At 71.1% G+C, this 23,332-nt stretch carries 22 protein-coding genes; 11 read left to right on the forward strand and 11 right to left on the reverse strand.

The features are described 5' to 3' along the window. Window positions 1-15 precede the first annotated feature (15 nt). Window positions 16-1,233 (forward strand): threonine aldolase family protein, encoded by a 1,218-nt coding sequence (locus OO69_RS41425; protein ID WP_033286163.1) that lies wholly within the window; start codon window positions 16-18, stop codon window positions 1,231-1,233. A 6-nt stretch (window positions 1,234-1,239) separates the two neighbouring features. Here OO69_RS41425 and OO69_RS41430 read toward each other — a convergent pair whose 3' ends face one another. Continuing rightward, window positions 1,240-1,455: a hypothetical protein gene (locus OO69_RS41430; RefSeq protein WP_033286126.1), complete on the reverse strand. Its 216-nt coding sequence runs from the start codon at window positions 1,453-1,455 to the stop codon at window positions 1,240-1,242. Window positions 1,456-1,554: 99 nt separating this feature from the next. Here OO69_RS41430 and OO69_RS41435 point away from each other — a divergent pair, with 99 nt between their 5' ends. Beyond that, window positions 1,555-2,667 (forward strand): DUF5937 family protein, encoded by a 1,113-nt coding sequence (locus OO69_RS41435; protein ID WP_033286127.1) that lies wholly within the window; start codon window positions 1,555-1,557, stop codon window positions 2,665-2,667. Window positions 2,668-2,685: 18 nt separating this feature from the next. Here OO69_RS41435 and OO69_RS41440 read toward each other — a convergent pair whose 3' ends face one another. Next, window positions 2,686-3,357 (reverse strand): response regulator, encoded by a 672-nt coding sequence (locus OO69_RS41440; protein ID WP_026151569.1) that lies wholly within the window; start codon window positions 3,355-3,357, stop codon window positions 2,686-2,688. 98 nt (window positions 3,358-3,455) lie between these two features. Continuing rightward, window positions 3,456-4,661 carry a sensor histidine kinase gene (locus tag OO69_RS41445; RefSeq protein WP_033286128.1) on the reverse strand — a complete coding sequence of 402 codons (1,206 nt, stop codon included), beginning with the start codon at window positions 4,659-4,661 and terminating at the stop codon, window positions 3,456-3,458. Window positions 4,662-4,779: 118 nt separating this feature from the next. Here OO69_RS41445 and OO69_RS41450 point away from each other — a divergent pair, with 118 nt between their 5' ends. Further along, window positions 4,780-5,811, forward strand: coding sequence for an SAM-dependent methyltransferase (locus OO69_RS41450; protein ID WP_033286129.1), 1,032 nt, complete (start codon window positions 4,780-4,782; stop codon window positions 5,809-5,811). A gap of 26 nt (window positions 5,812-5,837) precedes the next feature. Here the strand turns inward: OO69_RS41450 and OO69_RS41455 are convergent, their stop codons facing one another. After that, the gene (locus OO69_RS41455) at window positions 5,838-6,989 is read right to left on the reverse strand and encodes an NADH-quinone oxidoreductase subunit D (protein WP_033286130.1); all 1,152 of its coding nucleotides are present in this window, start codon (window positions 6,987-6,989) and stop codon (window positions 5,838-5,840) included. A 31-nt stretch (window positions 6,990-7,020) separates the two neighbouring features. Between OO69_RS41455 and OO69_RS41460 the strand changes: the two genes are divergently transcribed. Both OO69_RS41460 and OO69_RS41465 read left to right on the forward strand, forming a co-directional pair. Next, a complete protein-coding gene (locus OO69_RS41460; protein ID WP_033286164.1) occupies window positions 7,021-7,521 on the forward strand; it encodes a PH domain-containing protein in 501 nt (166 codons plus the stop codon). Continuing rightward, on the forward strand, window positions 7,518-8,873 hold the full coding sequence (locus OO69_RS41465; RefSeq protein WP_033286131.1) for a PH domain-containing protein: 1,356 nt from the start codon (window positions 7,518-7,520) through the stop codon (window positions 8,871-8,873). The genes OO69_RS41460 and OO69_RS41465 overlap by 4 nt, the downstream gene beginning before the upstream one ends. A gap of 7 nt (window positions 8,874-8,880) precedes the next feature. On the opposite strand, the gene OO69_RS41470 is transcribed toward OO69_RS41465, so the two are convergent. Together OO69_RS41470 and OO69_RS41475 are read right to left on the reverse strand one after the other, a co-directional pair. Further along, on the reverse strand, window positions 8,881-10,245 hold the full coding sequence (locus tag OO69_RS41470) for a hypothetical protein (RefSeq protein WP_234444668.1): 1,365 nt from the start codon (window positions 10,243-10,245) through the stop codon (window positions 8,881-8,883). A gap of 88 nt (window positions 10,246-10,333) precedes the next feature. Next, window positions 10,334-11,470 (reverse strand): alpha/beta hydrolase, encoded by a 1,137-nt coding sequence (locus tag OO69_RS41475; RefSeq protein WP_033286133.1) that lies wholly within the window; start codon window positions 11,468-11,470, stop codon window positions 10,334-10,336. Between the two features lie 224 nt (window positions 11,471-11,694). Between OO69_RS41475 and OO69_RS41480 the strand changes: the two genes are divergently transcribed. From OO69_RS41480 to OO69_RS41505, 6 genes are all read left to right on the forward strand, one after another. Beyond that, on the forward strand, window positions 11,695-13,506 hold the full coding sequence (locus tag OO69_RS41480; protein WP_033286134.1) for a phosphatidylglycerol lysyltransferase domain-containing protein: 1,812 nt from the start codon (window positions 11,695-11,697) through the stop codon (window positions 13,504-13,506). Between the two features lie 498 nt (window positions 13,507-14,004). After that, the gene (gene folP / locus OO69_RS41485) at window positions 14,005-14,913 is read left to right on the forward strand and encodes a dihydropteroate synthase (protein ID WP_033286135.1); all 909 of its coding nucleotides are present in this window, start codon (window positions 14,005-14,007) and stop codon (window positions 14,911-14,913) included. Then, window positions 14,910-15,413, forward strand: coding sequence for a nuclear transport factor 2 family protein (locus OO69_RS41490; protein ID WP_019064272.1), 504 nt, complete (start codon window positions 14,910-14,912; stop codon window positions 15,411-15,413). Before folP ends, OO69_RS41490 begins: the two co-directional genes overlap by 4 nt. Before the next feature lie 269 nt (window positions 15,414-15,682). Continuing rightward, entirely contained in the window at window positions 15,683-16,042 is a 360-nt protein-coding gene (gene folB, locus OO69_RS41495; RefSeq protein ID WP_033286136.1) for a dihydroneopterin aldolase, read from the forward strand. Then, entirely contained in the window at window positions 16,039-16,650 is a 612-nt protein-coding gene (folK, locus tag OO69_RS41500) for a 2-amino-4-hydroxy-6-hydroxymethyldihydropteridine diphosphokinase (RefSeq protein ID WP_033286137.1), read from the forward strand. Before folB ends, folK begins: the two co-directional genes overlap by 4 nt. Window positions 16,651-16,709: 59 nt before the next feature. After that, on the forward strand, window positions 16,710-17,198 hold the full coding sequence (locus OO69_RS41505) for a DUF3180 domain-containing protein (protein ID WP_033286138.1): 489 nt from the start codon (window positions 16,710-16,712) through the stop codon (window positions 17,196-17,198). Window positions 17,199-17,287: 89 nt separating this feature from the next. Here OO69_RS41505 and folE read toward each other — a convergent pair whose 3' ends face one another. The 5 genes from folE to OO69_RS41530 all read right to left on the reverse strand — a co-directional run bounded on the left by folE (window position 17,288) and on the right by OO69_RS41530 (window position 23,228). Further along, window positions 17,288-17,893: a GTP cyclohydrolase I FolE gene (gene folE / locus OO69_RS41510; protein WP_033286139.1), complete on the reverse strand. Its 606-nt coding sequence runs from the start codon at window positions 17,891-17,893 to the stop codon at window positions 17,288-17,290. 133 nt (window positions 17,894-18,026) lie between these two features. Then, window positions 18,027-20,060 carry an ATP-dependent zinc metalloprotease FtsH gene (gene ftsH / locus OO69_RS41515; protein WP_033286140.1) on the reverse strand — a complete coding sequence of 678 codons (2,034 nt, stop codon included), beginning with the start codon at window positions 20,058-20,060 and terminating at the stop codon, window positions 18,027-18,029. A gap of 186 nt (window positions 20,061-20,246) precedes the next feature. Further along, on the reverse strand, window positions 20,247-20,807 hold the full coding sequence (gene hpt, locus OO69_RS41520; RefSeq protein WP_033286141.1) for a hypoxanthine phosphoribosyltransferase: 561 nt from the start codon (window positions 20,805-20,807) through the stop codon (window positions 20,247-20,249). A 65-nt stretch (window positions 20,808-20,872) separates the two neighbouring features. Further along, window positions 20,873-21,913 (reverse strand): tRNA lysidine(34) synthetase TilS, encoded by a 1,041-nt coding sequence (tilS, locus tag OO69_RS41525; RefSeq protein WP_033286142.1) that lies wholly within the window; start codon window positions 21,911-21,913, stop codon window positions 20,873-20,875. Window positions 21,914-22,106: 193 nt separating this feature from the next. Next, window positions 22,107-23,228: a zinc-dependent metalloprotease gene (locus tag OO69_RS41530; RefSeq protein ID WP_033286143.1), complete on the reverse strand. Its 1,122-nt coding sequence runs from the start codon at window positions 23,226-23,228 to the stop codon at window positions 22,107-22,109. Between the last annotated feature and the right edge of the window lie 104 nt (window positions 23,229-23,332).

Below are 23,332 nucleotides of genomic sequence, written 5' to 3' on the forward strand. Positions count from 1 at the left end.
GGCATGATCCGGGGCATGAGCGATACAGCGGAACAGGGCGTGGATCAGGCGGAGCAGCGCGAGCGGGGAGTGGAACCGGCGACCGACGAGGAACGCGTCCTGGCCCGCCGCAAGCGGCGCCTCAGCGCGAACCGGAACGCGGAGCGCGCCCTCGCGCGCCTCGGCTTCCTGGGCACACTCAGGGAAGGGCTCGCCTTCGTACAGGAGGCGGCCGAGCTGTACGACCTCGACGAGACGTCGGACATGTACGGCGGCGGCGTGGTCGAGACCCTGGAGAAGCGGGTCGCCGAACTGCTCGGCAAGGAGGCCGCGGCCTTCTTCCCCACCGGCACCATGGCCCAGCAGGTCGCCCTGCGCTGCTGGGCGGGCCGCACCGGCAATCCGACCGTCGCCCTGCACCCGCTCGCCCACCCCGAAGTGCACGAACGGGACGCGTTCAGCCAGGTCAGCGGGCTCCGCCCGGTCCACGTGACGAGCGAGCCCCGACAGCCGACCGCCGACGAGGTCCGCGACTTCCCGGAGCCCTTCGGGACGCTGATGCTCGAACTGCCTCTCCGGGACGCCGGTTTGGTCCTGCCCTCCTGGGAGGAACTCTCCGCCGTCGTCGAGGCCGCCCGCGAACGCGACGCGGTGGTCCACTTCGACGGCGCCCGCCTGTGGGAGTCCGCCACCCACTTCGGCCGCCCGCTCGACGAGATCGCCGGCCTCGCCGACAGCGTCTACGTGTCGTTCTACAAGTCCCTCGAAGCCCTCGGCGGCGCCGCGATCGCCGGCCCGAAGACCCTCATCGACGAGGCGAAGACCTGGCGGCACCGGTACGGCGGCCAGATCTTCCAGCAGTTCCCCACCGCGCTGACGGCACTCGCCGGCCTGGACCGGGAACTCCCCCGGCTCCCCGAGTACGTGGCCCACGCGCGCGTGGTCGCCGAGGCGCTGCGTGAGGGGTTCGCGGACGCCGGGGTGCCCTGGATACGCGTCCACCCCGAGCAGCCGCACACGAACGAGTTCCAGGTCTGGCTGCCGTTCGATCCGGACGCCGTCACGGAGGCCTCGATCCGGCAGGCCGAGGAGACGAAGACCGCCCTCTTCTCCAACTACTGGGACGCGAAGGGCCCGGGCCTCGCGGTCACCGAGGTCTACGTGCGCGCCGCCGCCCTGGAGTGGACGGCCGAGGACGTGAAGGCGGCGGTCGCGGACTTCGTGGTCCGGCTGAAGGAGGAGACCGGGGGCTGACGGACGTCAGCAGGCGGCACGCGCGCGCGGGCGCCGCCACCGGTCCAGGGCCCGCCGCAGCCTGCCGTGGGCCGGGCGTTCCGCGACGACCGCACGGAACTGCCGGTAGCCGCGCACCTCGCGGACCGTCCGCCAGTCGTGGGTGCCGGGCGGGGGCGGCGGGACCTCGCCGAGCCGCCGGGCGCGATGGACGTCGAGGAGGTGCTGCTGGGTGATGCTCATGTCTCCAGGCTGCGCCGCTCCCCCGTGGCTGTCGCGCCGATTGACGGGCGCCGTCAAACGAGGAGGGCGTTGTCAGTGGCGGGGTGCACGATTGGGGACATGAGCGTGCACATCGACATCACCGGGCTGCGGCAGGAGCGGATCACCTTCGCGCCCTCGCCGCTGGGCGAGCTGTGCATGGCGCTGCACGCGATGTCCGAGCCGGGGCACCACCCCGGCCTCCAGGGCTGGGTCACCGGCGTCACCGCGCGGCTCGATCCGCATCTGGCCGACCGGATGTGCGAGGCGGACTTCCTGTGGCGGTCGACGTTCTCCGACCTGTTCCTGCCGTACGCGGGCATCCCGGGCCGGAGCACGCTCCCCGGGGCCACGCTCGCCGAGGAGCTGGACCTGCTGGACAAGCTGACGGACGAGCAATTCGTGGACGCCGCGATGGAGTTCACCACCTGCGCGATCTCCTACAGCACGGGCGGACCCGGCCCGCTGGCCGACGCCGGGATCCGGCACCGCGCCCTGGAGCAGGCGGCCGCGCGGGGTCCGCATCAACTGGCGTTCACCGAGCGGCTGTTGGCCGACCCGCCGCGGACCAGGGCGTGGCTGCGGCAGTTCCTGGAGGACTGCGACGAGGCGTTCTTCGCGGAGACCTGGTCCCGGACGCACCACCAACTCGTGGCCGACGCCCGCCACAAGACGGACCTCCTGCGCCACAAGGGCCTCGCCGAGGCACTGACGTCGATGTCCACGGCGGTGACAGTCGACGAGGACGCCACCCTCATCACGGTCGACAAACTCGGCACCGGCCGCACCGCGCCCCAGGACGGCGGCCTCCTCCTGGTGCCCACGGCCCTGGGCTGGCCGCACCTGACGGTCCTGTACCGGTACGGCTGGCAGCCCGTCGTGCACTACCCGGTGCACAACACCCCGAAGATCGCCGCGCCGACCTCCCTGGAGCAGCTGACCCTGCGGATGACCGCCCTGTCCCACCCGGTCCGCATGCGCCTGTGCCGCAGCCTGGCCCGCAGCGCGTTCACCACCAGCGAGCTGACCCAGGTGCACGGCATGACCGCCCCCGAGATATCCCGCCACCTCGGCGTCCTGAAGAAGGCCGGCCTGATCACCACCCGCCGCCGAGGCCGCTACGTCCTGCACCAGCTGGACGTCACGATGGTGGCCCGCCTGGGCAGCGACTTCCTGGAGGGCATCCTCAGGTAGCCCCCCGGCAGCCGGGCTTCAGCCGTGCCCGCCGGCCCGTACCAGCCCCGTCTCATACGCCAGGACGACGACCTGCACCCGGTCCCGCAGGCCGAGCTTCGTAAGGATGCGGCCGACGTGGGTCTTCACGGTCGCCTCGGACAGCACCAGGCGGGCCGCGATCTCGCCGTTCGACAGGCCCTGGGCGACGAGGATCATGACCTCGCGCTCGCGCTCGGTGAGCCGCTCCAGCTCCTTGTGCTGGGGCTCCTTCCCGGTGGCGGGCAGCATCGGGGCGAAGCGGTCCAGGAGGCGGCGGGTCGTCGAGGGCGCCACCACGGCGTCCCCGCTGTGCACCGAGCGGATCGCGGTGAGGAGTTCACCGGGCGGCACGTCCTTGAGCATGAAGCCGGAGGCACCGGCCTTCAGCCCGGAGAAGGCGTACTCGTCGAGGTCGAAGGTGGTCAGGATCAGCACCTTCGGCGGGTTCTCGCCCTGGCAGATGCGGCGGGTGGTCTCCACCCCGTCCAGCTTCGGCATACGGACGTCCATCAGCACCACGTCGACCGCGGTCGCGGCCAGCACCTGAAGGGCCTCGACGCCGTCGCCCGCCTCGGCTACGACCTCCATGTCCGGCTGGGCGGCGAGCACCATCCGGAACCCGGTGCGCAGCAGCACCTGGTCGTCGACGAGCATCACGCGGATCGCCATCGGGTCCTCTTCCGTTCCATCAACAGGATCGTTCAACAATGGGTTCAACAAGTCGTTCAACAATTCGTTACAGGTGTCACTGCCCGGCGTACGGCACCTCAGTGCGCGGGTTTCAGCGGCAGCAGCGCGCTGATACGGAAACCGCCACCCGGCCGCGGTCCCGCGTCGAGCGTGCCCCCGACCATGCCCACCCGCTCACGCATACCGATCAGACCATGCCCCTGGCCGTCGGCGCCGCCCTCCTCGTACAGCTCGTGCGGGGCGCCCTTGCCGTCGTCCTCGACGAGCAGCCCGAGTCCGTCGTCGAAGTAGACCAGCCGCACGCTCGCGCCCGTGTTCGGGCCGCCGTGCTTGCGGGTGTTGGTGAGCGCCTCCTGGACGATGCGGTACGCCGTCAGCTCGACGCCGCTGGGCAGCGGGCGCGGGGTGCCCTCGACCTTGAAGTCGACGGGCAGTCCGGACGTACGGCACTGCTCGACCAGGTCGTCGATCTGCTCGACGTCCGGCTGCGGCACGTACTCGCCGGCCTCCTTGTGCTCGCCGGTGCGCAGCACGCCCAGCAGGCGGCGCATCTCGGCGAGGGCCTGGCGGCCGGTGGAGGAGATCGTCTCCAGGGCCTTCTTCGCCTGGTCCGGCGCGGAGTCGAGGACGTAGGCGGCGCCGTCGGCCTGGACCACCATCACCGACACGTTGTGCGCGACCACGTCGTGCAGTTCGCGGGCGATCCGGGCGCGCTCGGCGGCGACCGCGACCTTCGCCTGCGCCTCGCGCTCCTTCTCCAGCCGGGCGGCGCGCTCCTCCAACTGCGCGAAGTACGCGCGCCGGGTGCGCATCGAATCGCCGAGCACCCAGGCCAGCGCGAACGGCACCGTCTGGAAGATCGCCAGCGCGACCAGCCCGGCGGAACTGGTGTGCTCCTGCGGCCAGCGGATCTGCGCGAGGGTCGCCGCGGACAGACCGGCGGCCAGCGCGAAGCGGGAGGCCCAGCGCGCACCGACCGCGGCGACCGTGTAGACGATCACCAGCATGGCGAAGTCGGCCACCACGGGCTCGACGTCGAGGAGCAGTTGCGCGAGGCCCGTCGCACTGGCGAGGACGAGCATCTTCTCGGGCCAGCGGCGGCGCAGCGCGATCGCCACGCACATGACGGCGGACGCCGCGATCGCCCCGGTGGCCGTCCCGTGCCGGCCCGACGCGTAGCTGGTACTCGCGATGCTCACACCGCTCAGCCCCATCAGGAAGACAGCCCAGAAGGTGTCGACCCATGTCGGGTGTCTGCGGAGGAAGTCATAGAGGCGCTGCACGTAACCCAGCGTAGGGACGCGTGAAGTGTGCGGGGGTCAACCGGAGGACCGATCCGTATACGTCCCGCGTACTCCCCAAGGTGGAGGCCCTGTTGTCCTGTGCACTTAGTCTGACCACGTGACGGAAGACACCACGGGCCGGTGGCGCGGCTGGCGGACGGCGGCCGAGGACGCCCTGTACGGGCCCGACGGCTTCTACCGCAGGCCCGAGGGACCAGCCGGACACTTCCGTACGTCCGTGCACGCGTCGGCGCTCTTCGCGGGCGCCGTGGCCCGGCTGCTGTGCCGGGTGGACGAGGCCCTCGGCAAGCCGGCCGCCCTGGACTTCGTGGACCTGGCCGCCGGCCGCGGTGAGCTGGCGCCCGGCGTACTCGCCGCCCTGCCCGCCGAAGTGGCCGCACGCGTGCGTGCGTTCGCCGTCGAGCTCGCCGACCGCCCCGTAGGACTCGATCCGCGCGTCGAGTGGCTGACCGAGCCCCCGAAGGGAATCACCGGGCTGCTGTTCGCCAACGAGTGGCTGGACAACGTGCCCGTGGAGGTGGCCGAGGTGGACCCCGTCGGCGTCCCGCGGCGCGTGCTCGTACGAGAAGACGGCACCGAGCGGCTCGGGGAGCCCCTCTCCGGTGCGGAGGCCGAGTGGCTCGCCCGGTGGTGGCCCCTGGCGCCCGAGGAGGGGCTGCGGGCCGAGATCGGCCTCCCCAGGGACACGGCCTGGGCGTCCGCCGTCGCCACCGTCGACCAGGGGCTCGCGATCGCCGTCGACTACGCGCACACCCGGGACACCCGGCCCCCGTTCGGCACGCTCACCGGCTTCCGCGAGGGCCGCGAGACGGCGCCCGTGCCGGACGGCTCGTGCGACATCACGACCCACGTCGCCCTGGACGCCTGCGCGGAAGCGGGCGCGACGGCGGCCAACGCAGAGGGCACGCTCCCCGGCGCACGCCTGCTCACCCAACGCGCCGCCCTGCGCGCTCTCGGCGTCGCAGGCGCGCGCCCCCCGCTAACGCTGGCCTCCACCGACCCGACGGCGTACATCCGCGCCCTCGCGAGCGCCGGTGAGGCGGCCGAGCTCACGGCGACCGGCGGACTCGGCGACTTCGGCTGGCTCGTGCAGTCGGTGGGAATTCCGGACCCTCTGCAGGAGCCGTAACGCGCTCTACTGGCCGCCGATTTCCGCTACTTGTCGATGTCCCCGACCACGAAGAACAACGACCCCAGGATCGCCACCATGTCCGCCACCAGCGTCCCCGGCAGCAGCACGGCGAGTGCCTGGATGTTGTTGTAGGACGCCGAGCGCAGCTTCAGCCGGTACGGGGTCTTCTCGCCCTTGCTGACGAGGTAGTAGCCGTTGATCCCGAGCGGGTTCTCGGTCCACGCGTACGTGTGCCCCTCGGGCGCCTTCAGAACCTTCGGGAGCCGCTGGTTGATCGGCCCCGGCTCCAACTCGGCGAGCCGGTCGAGGCAGGCGTCCGCGAGGTCGAGCGCGTTGTGGGTCTGCTCCAGGAGCACCTCGAAGCGGGCCAGGCAGTCGCCCTCCTGGCGCGTGACGACCTTCAGGGTGTCCTGGAGTTCGCCGTACGCGAGGTACGGCTCGTCGCGCCGCAGGTCGAAGTCGACGCCCGAGGCGCGCGCGATGGGCCCGCTCACTCCGTACGCGTGCACCGCCTCCGCCGACAGCACGCCCACTCCGCGCGTGCGGCCCCGGAAGATCTCGTTGCCGAGCACCAGGTCGTCGAACCGGCCCATCCGGGAGCGCACCGCGGAAACGGCCTCCCGCGCGCGGGAGGCCCACCCGGCAGGCAGGTCCTCCTTGAGGCCGCCCACGCGGTTGAACATGTAGTGCATGCGCCCGCCGGAGACCTCCTCCATGACGTTCTGGAGCACCTCGCGCTCCCGGAACGCGTAGAAGACCGGGGTGATCCCGCCGAGTTCGAGGGGGTACGACCCCAGGAACATCAGGTGGTTGAGCACCCGGTTCAGCTCGGCGAGCAGGGTGCGCGTCCACACCGCGCGCGGGGGGACCTCCATGCCGAGCATCCGCTCCACGCCGAGGACCACGCCGAGCTCGTTCGAGAACGCCGACAGCCAGTCGTGGCGGTTGGCGAGCATGATGATCTGGCGGTAGTCGCGCGCCTCGAAGAGCTTCTCGGCGCCCCGGTGCATATAGCCGATCACCGGCTCCGCGTGCTGGATGCGCTCGCCGTCCAGGACGAGCCGCAGGCGCAGCACTCCGTGCGTGGAGGGGTGCTGGGGGCCGATGTTGAGCACCATGTCGGTGCTCTCCGCGGCGCCGCCGATCCCGACCATGGTCTCCGTCGTGGGAGTCATGGGCACAGTCTCTCGTACGTACGCTTGCGGCATGGAAACGGGGACTGCCGCCCAGGACGGCGCGGCGCGCGAGCCGGTGTGGACCGGGCTGCCGCCGGGGCTGCTGAAGATGCGACGCCTGTTGCTGGTGGTGTGGCTGGGGCTGCTGGCCGTGGCCCTGGGGGTGCCGCTGGGCCTGTTCGTCGGCACCGGGTGGGCCGCGTTCGCGCTGCTGCCGCTCGCCCTGATGGCGTGGGGCTGGGTGCTGCTGGGCCGCAACTGGCGCTCCTGGAGGTACGCCGAGCGCGCCGACGACCTGCTGATCACCCGGGGTGTGCTGTGGCACCACGAGACGATCGTGCCGTACGGGCGGATGCAGCTCGTGGAGGTGACCTCGGGGCCCGTGGAGCGCCACTTCGGGCTGGCCAGCGTGCAGTTGCACACGGCCGCCGCGGCGACCGACGCGACCATCCCGGGGCTCGTCCCGGCCGAGGCCGAACGGCTGCGCGACCGGCTCACCGAGCTGGGCGAGGCCCGATCGGCGGGGCTGTGACGACGCCGGGCGCCGACAAGGACGTACCCGAAGCGACCGCGGCCGTACGGGAGCAAGTGCCGGTCGTGGAGCGGCGGTTGCATCCGGTGACGCCGTTGCGCCGGGCGTGGGCGCCGGTCGCCGTCATCATCGGGTGGGCGGTGCACGACCCCAACCAGGCCCAGGAACAGCTGACCCGGCTGACCACGGTCACGCTGCTCATCGGGCTCGCCGTGTTCGTCCCGGCCGCCGCCCTGTACGGCTTCCTCACCTGGTGGTTCACGCACTTCGCGGTGACGGACACCGAACTGCGCATCCGCACCGGCCTGTTGTTCCGGCGCACCGCGCACATCCGGCTGGAACGCCTCCAGGCCGTCGACGTGACACAACCCCTCCTCGCGCGCGTGGCGGGCGTCGCCAAGTTGAAGCTGGACGTCGTGGGGACCGACAAGAAGGACGAACTGGCCTTCCTGGGCGAGGGTGAGGCGCGGGCGCTGCGGGCCGAACTCCTCGCCCGGGCGGCCGGGTTCGCGCCCGAGACCGCGCACGAGGTCGGCGAGGCACCCGCGCGGCAGCTGCTGCACGTGCCGGCCGGGGTCCTCGCCAAGTCCCTGGTGTTGACGGGCGCCACCTGGGGATCACTGGCCGCCGCACTCGTCGTACCGCCGCTGCTCTGGTTCGCCACCCACAGCGTGTGGACAGTCCTCGCGACCGCGCTGCCGCTGCTGGGCGCGGCGGGCGCGAGCAGTGTGGGGCGGTTCGTCGGCGAGTACGACTGGACGGTCGGCGAGTCCCCGGACGGGCTGCGCATCGACCACGGGCTGCTGGACCGCACGCACGAGACGGTGCCTCCGGGGCGCGTGCAGACCGTGCGGATCGTGGAACCGCTGCTGTGGCGGCGGCGCGGCTGGGTGCGGGTCGAGCTGGACGTGGCCGGTTCGTCCAACTCCGTGCTGGTGCCGGTCGCCCCGCGCGAGATCGCCGAGGCGGTCGTCGCGCGCGTGCTGCCCGGGGTGACCGTGCCGTCCCGCGAGGAGCTGTCCCGCTCACCGCGCCGGGCGGGCCGGTGCATGCCGCTGTGGTGGCGCGGCTACGGCCTCGCGGTAACCGACACGGTGTTCGCGGCCCGGCACGGACTACTCCGCCGCAGCTTGTCGCTGGTGCCGCACGCGAAGGTGCAGAGCGTACGGCTGAGCCAGGGGCCCTGGGAGCGCCTCTGGCGGCTTGCCGAGGTGCACGTGGACACCGGGGCCAATGAGACCGTCACAGCGCGCCTGCGGGACGCTGAGGAGGCCGCTGAGCTGCTCCGCGGCCAGGCCGAGCGGTCACGGACGGGTCGTAGAGACGCCCGCCCGGACCGCTGGATGGCCTGAGGGTCGGTCAGGAAGCCGCGCTGCGCAGCCCGTGGAGGTTGATCTGCTCGGTCTCGTCGTGGGCCGTCAGGTCGATGACCTGGCCGTGGCCGACATCGCGCGACCGCTCGTCGGCCGGCTTGAACTGCGCCTCCGCCTCGGCCTTGTGCACGGCGATGGCCTCCTCGCCCACGACGTCGGCGAGGTCCTCGTTCTGCACGGCGTCCATCGCGGCGGACGTCGAGCCCTTCTGCATGCCGAAGAAGTCGAAACCGCCCTCGACCATCGGGCGCCGTACGGGAGATGCCGGTACGACGGCCACCGCGGTCGGCACGGTGAAGTGGCCGGACGGCTGTGCGGACGGGGCGGGCTGTGCGGACGGCGCGGCCGGGGGAACGGCGGCCGCGTGCTCATGCCCGTCGACCGCCTCGGGCTTCCCCTCCGCCTCGTCCTCCTGCGCGGCCTCCGACCCGGAACCGCCGCTGTCGGCCGGCACCGGGGCGGGCTCGGCCCGCGCGGAGTCGTCGTCCTTCGGTGCGAGGTCCTTGGGAGCGAGGTCCTTCGGCGCGGGGTCGCTCGGCGCGGAGTCCTTCGGCGCGGGCGCCGGGGTCTCGTGGTCGTCGTCGAGCCGGACCAGGGCCGCCTTGGCGCGCAGGAAAAGCTTGGACCCCTCCGGGGAGAACACCGCGGACTCCGACGACTTCTCCGCTGCGGCCGCGGCGACCTCGGCCGCCTCCGACTCCTCGTCCTCGGTGTCGCCCTCGGCGTCGGTGTCGGTCTCGCCCTCGGCGTCCGTCTCGTCGTCGGCGTCGACCGAAGCAGCCACAGCCTCGGTGTCGTCCGTCTCGGGAACGTCGTCCTGGAGCTCCAACTCCGCGTCCGCCGACGCCTCGTCGTCGCCGTCGGCCGGAACCGGTGGCAACGCGCGCGCGGGTTCCGCGGCCTCTATCTCCAGCAGGCGGCGGCCCTCCAGGGCGCTCGCGCGCTCGGTCTCGGCCGTGGCGTACCGGCGCAGCAGGGCCGCGTGCTCGTTGCGCAGGCCCGCCAGCTCCGTGCGCTTGGCGCGCAGCTTGTGCTCCAGCTTGACCCGGAGTTCACGCGACTCGTCGAGGTCGGACTCGAGTTCGGCGAGCCGCTCCTCGTAGCGCCACTCGTCGCTCGTACGCGCGCGTATCAGGTCGGCCACCTGCTTGCCCGCCTGTGTGTCCCAGCGGCGCATGAACGCCGCGCCGACGAGCGCGGTCGCGGCGGCGATCGCCGCGACTATGCGGAGCGCCGCCGGTTGCGAGAAGACCCAGGGCCCGAAGGCGCAGACGAGCGACACGCCTGCGATCGCCGAGGGGGGCAACAGCCGGTGCAACGGCGGGGAATGGCGGTGACGTCCACGTGGCATGGCCAGAAACTTACCGCGCGTAGGCGAATCATGGTGCCCCGCCCGGTAAAAACACAGCCACCCCTCTTCTCTCACCCGGGTCCGGCGGTCACTTCCACCAGTCGGTGAGCCGCCCGCTGATCCACTGGAGGGCCGGCGGGATCTCCCGTCGCCAGGTGTTGAAGTTGTGGCCGCCGCTGTCCAGGATGATCGACGAGATACGGGTGGAGTTCCTGGCCCTCACCTGGGCGATGAATTTCAGGGTGTCGTTGTAGTTGTGTTCGCCGACCCTGCTGCTGGTGACGAGCAGTGAGGTGTCGGGCGCGGGCCGGTGCTTGATGTACCAGGACAGGTCGGCCTCGTTCCGCAGCGTCTCGTCGCCCTGGAAGAGGTTTCCCGTGGTGGGGTCGTTCGGTGCCTTGTAGTACGGCGACAGGCCCGCCGCCGCGGCGTACACCCCGGGGTGGTGCATGGCGAGTTTCAGGGCGCAGTAACCGCCCGTGGAATCGCCGATGATGCCCCAGCTCCCGGGCTTCTTGCTCACCCTGTAGTGGGCCGTCACGGCGTCGGGAAGGTCCTTGGCGAAGAACGACTCCGTCTGCGGCCCACCCGGGACGTCCACGCACTCCGTGTCGCGCGGCGGCGCCACCGTGGGCCGCATCATCACCAGGATCATCGGCTGCATCCGGCCCGCCCTGGCCAACTCCAGTGCCGTGCGCGGGTAGTTCAGCTTGTCGACGAGCGCCTGGGCGGTGCCCGGGTACCCCGTGAGGACGACCGTCGCCGGGAACGAGCGGGTGTGGTTGCGCGGCTGGAAGTACTCCGGCGGCAGGTACACGTACGCGGGGGTGGTGATGTGGGTCGTACGACCGGCTATGTCGACCCGCTGCACCTGGCCCACGGTCTCCGGCCGCGAGGAACCGCCCGGTGCGTCCACCCGCCGGGTGTCGACCACTTGGACCGGTCCGCCGGCGCCCTGGAGCGCCGAGTTGTCGACGACCACTCCCTGGCCGGTCTCCTTGCCGAACAGGTCGGACCAGCTGGCGTAGAAACCGAAGGCCTGGTTGGCGCCGAGGCCGACCGAGGCGAAGAGCACCAACTGCGTTGCCAGCAGCAGGCCCACGCGCCCGCTGACGGCCCGCCAGTTGTGTCTGGCCAGGCGGGGCCACAGCCATACTGTGCCGATGAACAGCAGCACGGCGCAGACGACCGCCAGTACCAGAACTTTCCTGCTCGTGAGTCCCATGAGCTGTCCCCGCCTGCGCTTTCCGCCCATGGCGCACGCAACTTTCGCGAACGCTTGCCCCGGGCTTTCCTCTGCCTTTGAACCGGCTTTTCGGTAAGGAAGGAACCTCCTTCCTCTAGACACCGTCCTAGAGGGCGCAATGTCGCCGGATGCCCGAATCGGGCCCGGATCCAAGGTCTCTCGCAGAACTACGGGATGCGATGTCTGTCAGGATAGATGGGGAAATGTCGGGTGGGGTTCCGAGCCGTTCAGGCCGGGTCCGGCGCATAGTCCGAGGTCCGCGCCCCGAGGTCGTTCCCACGCTCGTCGCCAGGGCCTGCGCCCTCGTCGGCCTGCTGGACATCGCCGCGGGGGTGTTCCCGCGCTTCCGGCACAGCCGTATGCACACGATGGCCGAGGTGCTCCCGGGCGCGCTCGGTCCGTTCGCGGCGGCGCTCTCGCTGAGCGCCGGCGTGCTGCTGCTGCTCCTCGCGCACGGGCTCAGGCGGCGCAAGCGCCGGGCGTGGCGGGCCGCCGTCGCGCTGCTTCCGGCGGGCGCGGTGGCGCAGTTCGCGTACCGGCACTCCCTCATAGGAGTCGTCATCTCGGCCGCGCTGCTCGCGCCGCTGCTGCTGCACCGAGACGAGTTCCGGGCGCTGCCCGACCCGCGCAGCAGGTGGCGCGCGCTCGCCAACTTCGTGCTCATGGGCGCCGGTTCCCTCGTCCTCGGACTGGTCATCGTCAGCGTCCACTCCAAGCGCATGGTCGGCGACCCGAGCCTGGCCGATCGGATTACGCACGTCCTGTACGGCCTGTTCGGCTTCGAGGGCCCGGTCGACTACGAAGGCAGCACCTCCTGGACGGTCGCGTTCTCGCTGGGCGCCCTGGGCCTGCTCACCGCGGTCACCACGATCTACCTCGCGTTCCGCCCCGAACACCCGGCCGCACAGCTCACCCCGGAGGACGAGACGCACCTGCGCGCCCTCCTGGAGAAGCACGGCCGGCGCGACTCGCTGGGCCACTTCGCCCTGCGCCGCGACAAGGCCGTCGTCTTCTCGCCCAGCGGCAAGGCGGCGGTGACATACCGCGTGGTCTCCGGAGTGATGCTCGCCAGTGGTGACCCCATCGGCGACGTGGAGGCCTGGCCGGGCGCCATCGAGCGGTTCATGGACGAGGCGAAGGCCCACTCCTGGACGCCCGCCGTCATGGGCTGCTCGGAGACGGGCGGCGAGGTGTGGACCCGCGAGACCGGTCTCGACGCCCTCGAACTGGGCGACGAGGCGGTGGTCGACGTGGCGGATTTCTCGCTCGCCGGGCGCGCGATGCGCAACGTACGCCAAATGGTGAAGCGCATCGAGCGGGCCGGCTACGAAACCCGGGTACGGCGTGTACGTGACCTCGGTGAGGGCGAGTTGGAGCGGATCCGGCTCGCCGCGGAGGCCTGGCGGGGCACCGACACCGAGCGCGGCTTCTCCATGGCGCTCGGCCGCATCGGCGACCCGGAGGACGGTGACTGCTTCATCGCCACCGCCCACAAGACGGACGAACAGCCGGGCGAGTACGGCGACTTGAAGGCGATCCTGCACTTCGTGCCCTGGGGCACCGACGGCATGTCGCTGGACCTGATGCGCCGCGACCGCGCGGCGGACCCGGGGATGAACGAACTGCTGATCGTGGCCTCCCTCCAGGCGGCACCGAAGCTCGGCATCACGCGCGTGTCGCTCAACTTCGCGATGTTCCGCGCGGCGCTCGCCCGCGGCGAGAAGATCGGCGCGGGCCCGGTGCTGCGCGCCTGGCGCGGACTGCTCGTCTTCCTGTCCCGCTGGTTCCAGATCGAGTCCCTGTACAAGTTCAACGCGAAGTTCCAGCCCCGCTGGGAACCCCGCTTCGTCGTCTACCGCGCCTCCGGCGACCTCCCCCGCATCGGCTTCGCCGCGATGCAGGCCGAGGGCTTCGTCAACCTGGCCCTCCCCCTCCCCCGCTTCCTCCGCCGCCGCACGACCGCGGCCCCGGCCTGCACCCACGGCCTGGCGGAACGGGATGTCCGCGCAGCCTGACCAACGGGCCCGACCCGGGCGAGACCTTCAGCTCCGGCTGGGGGGCTTGCTCGGGCCGGGCCCGAGGTTTCCGCGTGTCGGGCCCGGAGGTCGTCGCGCGAACCCCGGGGCGCTACGACGACGGGCGCGGACCGGTCCCCCGAGGGTCACGGCCGATCACGGCAAGGGCCGACGCCCACCGCCGGCCGCTCCAAGTCCGCGAGCCGGTACGGCCCCGCGAAGGAGGCCCAGGACCCCACCCACCGGCCCGCGGCCGCCAACGAACCGGGAGCGGGTCGTGGCGGTACGGCGCAGCCCGCCGCGTAGCCGGCACCAACCCGTTCAACCATGCTGAGAAACCAAAGGGCCCGACCTGCGGCGGGCTCGCCGTACCGCCACGACCCCGACCCCACCCACCAGGGCCTCACGAGGGCCCACCCCCTGCGAAGCAGGCCGACCACCGGAGCACCCCCCGGCCCGCAGGGCCGTGCCCCCTCCTCCTGGGCCTACGCTGAACGTATGAGCAAGCAGAGCGGGCGCGGGCGCGTCACGGGCCTTCCGGAGTGGGACCGGTGCGCGGTCATGGGGGTCGTGAACGTCACCCCGGACTCCTTCTCCGACGGCGGCCGCTTCTTCGACACCACGGCGGCGGTGAAGCGCGGCCTGGACCTGGTCACCGAGGGCGCCGACCTGGTGGACGTCGGCGGTGAGTCCACCCGCCCCGGCGCGTCCCGCGTCGACGAGGCCGAGGAACTCAAGCGCGTCATCCCCGTAGTGCGCGGTCTCGCCTCCGAGGGCGTCACCGTCTCCGTGGACACCATGCGCGCCTCCGTCGCCGAGCAGGCCCTCGCCGCTGGCGCCGCCCTCGTCAACGACGTCAGCGGCGGCCTCGCGGACCCCGCGATGATCCCGGTCGTCGCGGCCTCGGGCGCCCCCTTCGTCGTCATGCACTGGCGCGGCTTCCTGGAGGGCGGCAACGTCAAGGGGGTCTACGACGACGTCGTCACCGAGGTCGTCGACGAACTGCACGCACGCGTGGAGGCCGTTCTGGCCGGCGGTGTCGCCCCCGACCGGATCGTCGTCGACCCGGGCCTCGGCTTCTCCAAGGACGCCGAGCACGACCTCGTGCTCCTGGCCCACCTCGACCGCCTGCTCGCCCTCGGCCACCCCCTCCTGGTCGCCGCCTCCCGCAAACGGTTCCTCGGCCGCGTCCTCGCGGGCCCCGAGGGCGCGCCCCCGCCCGCGCGCGAGCGCGACGCCGCCACGGCCGCCGTCTCCGCGCTCGCGGCGCACGCCGGCGCCTGGGCGGTGCGCGTCCACGAGGTCCGCGCCACCGCCGACGCCGTACGCGTCGCCCGCGCCGTCGAGGGAGCGCGCGCCCCCGGCGCCCGACCGGCCGCTCACACCAACTCCGAGGCCGCCCTGTGACCGCCCCGCACACCGACGTCGAGCAGGTGGAACTCGCCAACACCGCGTTCTACGAGACCCTGGAGCGCGGTGACTTCGACGAGCTCTCCGCGCTCTGGCTGACCCCGGCCGACCTCGGCGTCGACGAGGAGTACCACGACCCGGCGGACAGCGGCGTGATCTCCTGCGTGCACCCGGGCTGGCCGGTGCTGACCGGCCGCGGCGAGGTCCTGCGGTCGTACGCGCTGATCATGGCGAACACCGAGTACATCCAGTTCTTCCTCACGGACGTGCATGTCTCGGTGACCGGCGACACCGCGCTGGTCACCTGCACGGAGAACATCCTCAGCGGCGGCCCCTCCCCCGACGACAGCGACGAACTGGGCCCCCTGGTCGGCCAGCTCGTGGTCGCCACGAACGTGTTCCGGCGCACCCCCGAGGGCTGGAAGCTCTGGTCGCACCACGCGTCCCCGGTTCTGGCCGAAAACGACGAGGACGAGGGCGAGGACACCCCCACCTGAGTGGGTAGGCGCCCCCTGGGAGAACCCGTCGCAACCCGTCGGGACCAAGAAGTGGTTGGAATCACGAACGTGCGGGTAGGGGCGGCTACCGACCCATGAGCCACCGGGTTCCCCAGGGGAAACGCTCTGTGAATCCTCTGGCCCCGGGCGGCGCCCACGCCCTCGTGGCCCGGCGTTGTCAGTGCCCGCAGGTAGATTCGTTCGAGGCCGGGGTACCGCCCGCACACGGTACGAACCGGCCACCACCGACGATTGCAGGAGTGATTCGCGTGGATCGTGTCGCGCTGAGCGGCCTGAAGGCCCGCGGGCACCACGGCGTGTTCCCCAAGGAGCGCGAGGAGGGCCAGACCTTCATCGTGGACCTCGTCCTGGGCCTGGACACCCGGCCGGCCGCCGCCGACGACGACCTGGCGAAGACCGTGCACTACGGCATCGTGGCCGAGGAGGTCGTGGCCGTCGTCCAGGGCGAGCCCGTCAACCTCATCGAGACCCTCGCCGAGCGCATCGCGCAGACCTGCCTGAAGCACGAAGGGGTCGAGGAGGTCGAGGTCCGCGTCCACAAGCCGGACGCCCCGATCACCGTCCCCTTCGACGACGTGACCGTCACCATCACCCGGAGCCGAGTATGACCTTCTCGTTCACCGAGGGTCACAGCGACCCGACCGTCCAGCCGGTGCCCGCCTCCGTGGTGCAGCAGGTGGACGCCGCCGACACCACCCTCAGCAACCCGAGGCGCGCCGTGATCTCCATCGGCGCGAACCTGGGCAACCGCCTGGAGACCCTCCAGGGTGCGATCGACGCCCTGGAGGACACCCCCGGCGTCCGCATCAAGGCCGTGTCCCCTGTCTACGAGACGGTGCCGTGGGGCGTCGAGCCCGGCAGCCAGCCGTCGTACTTCAACGCGGTCGTCGTCCTCAAGACCACCCTGCCCCCGTCCTCCCTGCTGGAGCGGGCGCACGCGGTCGAGGAGGCCTTCCACCGGGTCCGCGAGGAGCGCTGGGGCGCGCGCACGATCGACGTCGACATCGTCGCGTACGCCGACGTCGTCTCGGACGACCCGGTCCTGACGCTCCCCCACCCGCGCGCCCACGAGCGGGCCTTCGTCCTCGTCCCCTGGCACGACGTGGACCCCGAGGCGCAGTTGCCCGGCCACGGCCCGGTCGCCGCCCTCCTGGACGACATCACCCGCGACGGTGTCGCGCCCCGCAAGGACCTGGAACTCCGGCTGCCCGAGTAGTCGTTAAGGTCGAGACGACCACTACGCCCGGACAGGGCACGGGGAGCTGAAGGGACACCGTGAGAGAGCTGCGGATCAGGGTGCTGGCCGGCGTGTTCGTGATCGCCGGAGTGCTGTCCTGGGCGGGGGCCCGGCTGTGGAGCGCGGTGGGGACCCTGCCGAGCGTCCCGCTGGCCGCGCCCATCGTCCTCGCCGTGATCGCCGTGGTCCTGCTGGCCACGGCGCTCTCCCTGCGCGCCCGCCTCAAGGCCCAGCGCGAGCGCCGCCCCGGCGCCAAGGGCGTCGACCCCCTGATGGCCGCCCGCGCGGTCGTCTTCGGCCAGTCCAGCGCCCTGGTCGCCGCCCTCGTAGCCGGCATGTACGGCGGCACGGGCGCCTACCTCCTGGAGTCCCTCGACATCCCCGCCCGCCGCGACCAGGCCATCTACGCCGGCTTCTCGGTCGTAGCGGGCATCGCGGTCATAGCGGCGGCGATCTTCCTGGAGCGAGTCTGCAAACTCCCGGAGGACGACGACAACAACGCGGCCGGGGCAACCCCGGTCACCTGATGAGATAACGCCCCTCGCTTGAGCGCCCCGAAAGGGGCGCGGGGAACGGCGCGACCAGCCCCCACCGGACCCGCACCCGAAGTGACCCGTCAGCGAGCCATGATCAAACTCATCGCTTCATTACGAGTCGCCGGGTCCCGCAACTGCCCCCGCACAGCAGACGTGATGGTCTTGGCACCGGGCTTCCGCACCCCCCTCATCGACATGCACATGTGCTCGCACTCAACGACGACGATGACCCCCCGCGGCTCCAGAATCTCCATCAGGGAATCCGCGACCTGCGTGGTCAACCGCTCCTGCACCTGAGGCCGCCGCGCATAGACATCCACCAGCCGCGCCAGCTTCGACAACCCGGTGATCTTCCCGTCGGCGGACGGGATGTACCCGACATGCGCGACCCCGACGAACGGCACCAAATGGTGCTCGCAGTTGCTCAAGACCTCGATGTCCTTCACCAGGACCATCTCGTCGTGCCCCAGGTCGAACGTCGTCGTCAGCACATCCTCCGGCTTCTGCCACAACCCCGCGAATATCTCCTTGTACGCCCGAGCCACCCGCCCCGGCGTCTCCCTGAGCCCCTCACGGTCGGGGTCCTCCCCGACCGCGATCAACAGCTCGCGTACGGCGTTCTCGGCGCGCTTCTCGTCGAAGACGCCGATCGCTCCCTCGCCGTCCAGCGTCACGGGGTCGGTCATAGCGGTGCCTCGTTCCTGTGCGGGTCACGCGTGTGCGGACACACGCCTCAGTTGCGGGCATATGGAAAAGCCGCGCCCCCCAGGCTAAATCCCGGGGGGCGCGGCTTCCATTTCGAGCCGTGTGAGACGCGCGTCAGTTCTCGGGGCGGTCCTCCGGGGCCTTCTCCAGCGTGGGAGAGGACTCGGTGGTCGCACCGGCGGTGATCGCGGGACCCGCGCCGTTCGTCCCGTTCGTCAGTGAGAGCTCCTTGGGGGAGAGCACCGGCGGGCGGGTGGACGGCGTACGGCGGGAGGAGCCGGTCCAGGAGGGACGGGCCGGACGCCGGACGATGGGAGCGAAGACCTCGGCGATCTGCTCCTTGTTCAGCGTCTCCTTCTCCAGCAGCTGCAGCACGAGCGCGTCGAGCACGTCACGGTTCTCGACCAGGATCTCCCAGGCCTCGTTGTGCGCGTTCTCGATGAGCTTCTTGACCTCTTCGTCGACGAGCGCGGCGACCTCTTCCGAGTAGTCGCGCGGGTGCGACATCTCCCGGCCCAGGAAGGGCTCGGTGTTGTCGCCGCCGAACTTGATCGCGCCGAGGCGCTCGGTCATGCCGTACTGCGTGACCATCGCGCGGGCCGTCGCGGTGGCCTTCTCGATGTCGTTCGCGGCGCCCGTGGTCGGGTCGTGGAAGACCAGTTCCTCGGCCGCGCGGCCGCCCAGCATGTAGGCCAGCTGGTCGAGCATCTCGTTGCGCGTGGTCGAGTACTTGTCCTCTTCCGGCAGGACCATCGTGTAGCCCAGAGCACGGCCTCGGGAGAGGATCGTGATCTTGTGCACCGGGTCGGAGTTCGGGGAAGCCGCCGCGACCAGGGCGTGTCCGCCCTCGTGGTACGCGGTGATCTTCTTCTCCTTGTCCGACATGATCCGGGTCCGCTTCTGCGGGCCCGCGACCACACGGTCGATCGCCTCGTCCAGCATGGCGTTGTCGATCAGCTTGCGGTTGCCTCGGGCGGTGAGCAGGGCGGCCTCGTTGAGGACGTTGCTCAGGTCCGCGCCGGTGAAGCCCGGCGTACGGCGCGCGACGGCCGACAGATCGACGTCCGGTGCGACCGGCTTGCCCTTCTGGTGGACCTTGAGGATCTCCAGACGGCCCTGCATGTCCGGGCGGTCGACCGCGATCTGGCGGTCGAAGCGGCCGGGGCGCAGGAGGGCCGGGTCGAGGATGTCGGGCCGGTTCGTCGCGGCGATGAGGATCACGCCGCCCTTGACGTCGAAGCCGTCCATCTCGACGAGCAGCTGGTTCAGCGTCTGCTCGCGCTCGTCGTGTCCACCGCCGAGGCCGGCGCCGCGATGGCGGCCGACCGCGTCGATCTCGTCGACGAAGACGATCGCCGGGGCGTTCGCCTTGGCCTGCTCGAACAGGTCACGGACTCGGGAGGCACCGACACCGACGAACATCTCGACGAAGTCGGAACCGGAGATCGAGTAGAAGGGCACCCCGGCCTCGCCCGCGACGGCGCGCGCCAGCAGGGTCTTGCCGGTGCCGGGAGGGCCGTACAGGAGTACGCCCTTGGGGATCTTGGCGCCGACGGCCTGGAACTTCGCCGGCTCCTGGAGGAACTCCTTGATCTCGTGCAGTTCCTCGACGGCCTCGTCGGAGCCCGCGACGTCCGCGAACGTCGTCTTCGGGGTGTCCTTGGTGATGAGCTTGGCCTTGGACTTCCCGAAGTTCATGACTCGGGAGCCGCCGCCCTGCATCTGGTTCATCAGGAACAGGAAGACGACCACGATGAGGACGAAGGGGAGCAGCGACAACAGGATCCCGACGAAAGCGTTCTGCTTCGTCGGCGACACCGTGTAGCCGTCCGGAATCTGCTTGTCCTGGTACTTGGTCTGCAGCGTGGCCGCGAGGTCCACGCCTTGGTCGCCGATGTAGCTCGCCTGGATCTTGGAGCTGCCCTCGACCTTTACGCCGTCCTTGAGCGTGACCTTGATGGTCTGCTCGTCACCGGTGGTGATCTTGGCCGACTCGACCTTGTTGTCATTGATCGCCTGGACGACCTGGCCGGTGTCCACCGCCTTGTAGCCGCCGGACGAGCCGACGACCTGCATCAACACGACCACGGCAAGGACGGCCAGCACGATCCACATGACCGGCCCACGGAAGTATCGCTTCACGTCCATCCATACGGAGCGAATTCGCTCCGTCCCTCCTGCCATAGTGAGTTTGATAAAGACAGTTCTTCTGACCGTACCCCAGCAATGTTGCCCGAAGTCGCACGGGACGGCTGGGAGACGCGTCTGCATGCTCCAACGGCGCGAAACCCGCTGGGGTTCCCGATCGTCTTACAGGGCTTGGGCCGAGTGGCCCTAGCCGCCGTAGACGTGCGGCGCGAGCGTACCGACGAACGGGAGGTTGCGGTACTTCTCCGCGTAGTCGAGGCCGTAGCCGACGACGAACTCGTTCGGGATGTCGAAGCCGACCCACTCCACCTCGATGGCGACCTTGGCCGCCTCCGGCTTGCGGAGCAGGGTGCAGATCTTCAACGAGTCGGGCTCGCGCGAGCCGAGGTTGGAGATCAGCCAGGACAGCGTCAGGCCCGAGTCGATGATGTCCTCGACGATGAGGACGTGCTTGCCCTTGATGTCGGTGTCGAGGTCCTTGAGGATCCGCACGACACCGGAGGACTGGGTGCCCGCGCCGTACGACGACACGGCCATCCAGTCCATGGTGACGGGGGTGGACAGCGCCCGGGCGAGGTCCGCCATGACCATCACCGCGCCCTTGAGGACGCCGACGATCAGCAGATCCTTGCCCGCGTACTCCGCGTCGATCTTCGCGGCGAGCTCCACGAGCTTCGCGTCGATCTCTTCCTTGGTGATGAGCACCGACTGGAGGTCGTCACCCATGTCTTTCGCGTCCACCCGCATCACTTTCGGTCGTCCAACCGGCTACTACCTGGCCCCGCCCCCGGAGGCCCGGAGGGGGTGTCGATTCAGCCTTGCCGAATCACCAGTCTGCCACCCTGGCGACGGGCGACGACCTTGCCCGGGAGATTGATGGCTCCCTGGCCGCGCCAGCCGGTGATCAGCCGGTCGACTTCCTCGATGTGCCGGGCGAACAGCGAACCGGCCGGGGCACCGGCCTGGATGGCGGCCCGGCGCAGGATGCGACGGCGTACGGCGGGCGGCAGGGCGTAGAGCTTCGCGCACTCCAGGAGCCCGGTGGCGTCCCGTACGGAGGCCTCGGCCTGGCTGGCCCAGGTGTCGAGGGCGTCGGCGTCGTCCCGGGACAGCTGCGCGGTACGGGCCAGTGCCTCTACGACCCCTTTGCCGAGCGCCTTCTCCAGGGCCGGCAGGCCTTCGTGGCGCAGACGGGAACGCGTGTACGCGGGGTCTGCGTTGTGCGGGTCGTCCCAGACGGGCAGCGACTGGACCATGCAGGCCTTGCGGGCGGTCTGCCGGTCGAGCTGGAGGAACGGGCGGCGGTAACGGCCGTCGGCCCCCGAGACCGCGGCCATCCCCGACAGGGAGCGGATGCCGGAGCCGCGGGCGAGGCCCAGCAGGACGGTTTCCGCCTGGTCGTCGCGCGTGTGGCCGAGGAGGACGGCGGCGGCGCCGTGGCGGGCGGCGCAGTCGTCGAGAGCTGCGTAGCGGGCGTCCCGGGCGGCTGCCTCGGGGCCGCCCTCGCGGCCCACGGTCACGGACGTGGCTTCCACGGGGTCCAGGCCCAGTTCGCGCAGCCGTAGAACGACTTCGTCGGCGCGCAGGTCGGAGCCGGCCTGGAGGCCGTGGTCGACGGTGATGCCGCCGGCCCGGATGCCCAGCTTGGGGGCTTCGAAGGCGAGGGCGGAGGCGAGAGCCATGGAATCGGCGCCGCCGGAGCATGCGACGAGCACGAGCGGCGAGGGCGGGCGCTCGTGCGAGGTGTGCCGGGAGGCTCCGGCGGTCTGCAGGGCCTCGTGGTCGGTGAGGATGTCGTGGAGGACGCGGCGGACCGCCAGGCGTATCGCCGCGACCGCAGGATGGGGACCCATGTCCGGTTCCCTTCATGAAGTTTTCGGGGGGTTGGCCCGAGGTTCGGTCACTCAGAGTGTGTAGATGGTGACAGAACCGGGGCGTTCCCCGAGCATCGCACGCCTACCCATCGCTCACGGTCCCTCGGACGGGTGATTGCAGGGGCGTTCGCCTGCCGTCGGCCGAATCCGTTTCACCACATCCGCGACCGGTTCACGACTCGGCCTTGCGGTGCACCCGCGCGACCCAGTCCGCCGGTTTGGCGATCTCCGTCTTCGTGGGCAACGTGTTCGGGGAGGTCCACACCCGGTTGAAGCCGTCCATGCCGACCTGGTCGACGACCGCGTGGACGAACCGCTCGCCGTCCCGGTACTGCCGCAGCTTGGCGTCGAGGCCGAGCAGCTTGCGCAGCGCCGAGTCCAGCCGGGAGGCGCCCTTGGCGCGGCGCTGCTGGAACTTCTCGCGGATCTCCGCGACGCTCGGCACGACATCCGGGCCGACGCCGTCCATCACGAAGTCGGCGTGCCCCTCCAGGAGGGACATCACGGCGGTGAGCCGGCCGAGGATCTCCCGCTGCGCGGGCGTCTGCACGATCTCCACGAGGGACCGGCCCTCGTCGTCCTCCTCGCCCTCGGGCCGACCGCCGGCCAGCGACTGGGCGGCCTCCCGGATGCGCTCCAGGACCGTCATGGGGTCGACCTCGGTCTCCCCCAAGAACGACTGGATCTCGCCCTCCAGGTGGTCACGCAGCCAGGGCACGGCCGTGAACTGCGTGCGGTGCGTCTCCTCGTGCAGGCACACCCACAGACGGAAGTCGTGCGGCTCTACGTCGAGTTCGCGCTCCACGTGCACGATGTTCGGCGCGACCAGCAGCAGCCGCCCGCCCTTCGCCCCCGCCGGCAGCTCGCGGGACGCCGGGGCGAAGGTCTCGTACTGCCCGAGCACGCGCGAGGACAGGAACGACAGCAGCATGCCCAGCTCGACGCCGGTCACCTTGCCGCCGACCGCCCCGAAAACAGCGCCCCCGGGGGTGTTGCCGCGCCGCTCCTGCATCTTGTCGAGCAGCGGCTTGAGGACCTCCCGGAACCCGGCGACGTTCGCCCGCACCCAGCCGGGGCGGTCGACGACCAGGATCGGGGTGTCGTGGATGTCGTCCGTGCCCATCCGGGTGAATCCCCGGACGTGCTGCTCCGAGGCCTTCGCATGCCGGCGCAGCTCCGCGACGACGGCCCGGGCCTCGTCACGGCTCACCTCGGGGCCCGGCCGTACAAGTCGGGTCGCGGTCGCCACCGCGAGATTCCAGTCGACCATCTCGGCACCACCGATGCTCGTCATGCGTCAACCGTACGTGAGCGCTGCCGCTGGGGGCAGGCCGTGAGGTCGGTCAGGTGAGCGTCTGTTGGAACGGCGCCCGGTGCTGATGGCTGTGCCCACCCGTT

Origin of the sequence: Streptomyces sp. NRRL F-525 (assembly GCF_000716605.1) — a bacterium.
Lineage (GTDB): Bacteria > Actinomycetota > Actinomycetes > Streptomycetales > Streptomycetaceae > Streptomyces.

What these genes read in the sequence shown, in the direction of transcription:
- OO69_RS41425 (WP_033286163.1), top strand. Translation starts at nt 16, where the DNA reads ATGAGCGATACAGCGGAACAGGGCGTGGATCAGGCGGAGCAGCGCGAG.
- OO69_RS41430 (WP_033286126.1), bottom strand. Translation starts at nt 1,455, where the DNA reads ATGAGCATCACCCAGCAGCACCTCCTCGACGTCCATCGCGCCCGGCGG.
- OO69_RS41435 (WP_033286127.1), top strand. Translation starts at nt 1,555, where the DNA reads ATGAGCGTGCACATCGACATCACCGGGCTGCGGCAGGAGCGGATCACC.
- OO69_RS41440 (WP_026151569.1), bottom strand. Translation starts at nt 3,357, where the DNA reads ATGGCGATCCGCGTGATGCTCGTCGACGACCAGGTGCTGCTGCGCACC.
- OO69_RS41455 (WP_033286130.1), bottom strand. Translation starts at nt 6,989, where the DNA reads ATGACTCCCACGACGGAGACCATGGTCGGGATCGGCGGCGCCGCGGAG.
- OO69_RS41460 (WP_033286164.1), top strand. Translation starts at nt 7,021, where the DNA reads ATGGAAACGGGGACTGCCGCCCAGGACGGCGCGGCGCGCGAGCCGGTG.
- OO69_RS41470 (WP_234444668.1), bottom strand. Translation starts at nt 10,245, where the DNA reads ATGCCACGTGGACGTCACCGCCATTCCCCGCCGTTGCACCGGCTGTTG.
- OO69_RS41475 (WP_033286133.1), bottom strand. Translation starts at nt 11,470, where the DNA reads ATGGGACTCACGAGCAGGAAAGTTCTGGTACTGGCGGTCGTCTGCGCC.
- OO69_RS41480 (WP_033286134.1), top strand. Translation starts at nt 11,695, where the DNA reads ATGTCGGGTGGGGTTCCGAGCCGTTCAGGCCGGGTCCGGCGCATAGTC.
- folP (WP_033286135.1), top strand. Translation starts at nt 14,005, where the DNA reads ATGAGCAAGCAGAGCGGGCGCGGGCGCGTCACGGGCCTTCCGGAGTGG.
- folK (WP_033286137.1), top strand. Translation starts at nt 16,039, where the DNA reads ATGACCTTCTCGTTCACCGAGGGTCACAGCGACCCGACCGTCCAGCCG.
- folE (WP_033286139.1), bottom strand. Translation starts at nt 17,893, where the DNA reads ATGACCGACCCCGTGACGCTGGACGGCGAGGGAGCGATCGGCGTCTTC.
- ftsH (WP_033286140.1), bottom strand. Translation starts at nt 20,060, where the DNA reads ATGGACGTGAAGCGATACTTCCGTGGGCCGGTCATGTGGATCGTGCTG.
- hpt (WP_033286141.1), bottom strand. Translation starts at nt 20,807, where the DNA reads ATGCGGGTGGACGCGAAAGACATGGGTGACGACCTCCAGTCGGTGCTC.
- tilS (WP_033286142.1), bottom strand. Translation starts at nt 21,913, where the DNA reads ATGGGTCCCCATCCTGCGGTCGCGGCGATACGCCTGGCGGTCCGCCGC.
- OO69_RS41530 (WP_033286143.1), bottom strand. Translation starts at nt 23,228, where the DNA reads ATGACGAGCATCGGTGGTGCCGAGATGGTCGACTGGAATCTCGCGGTG.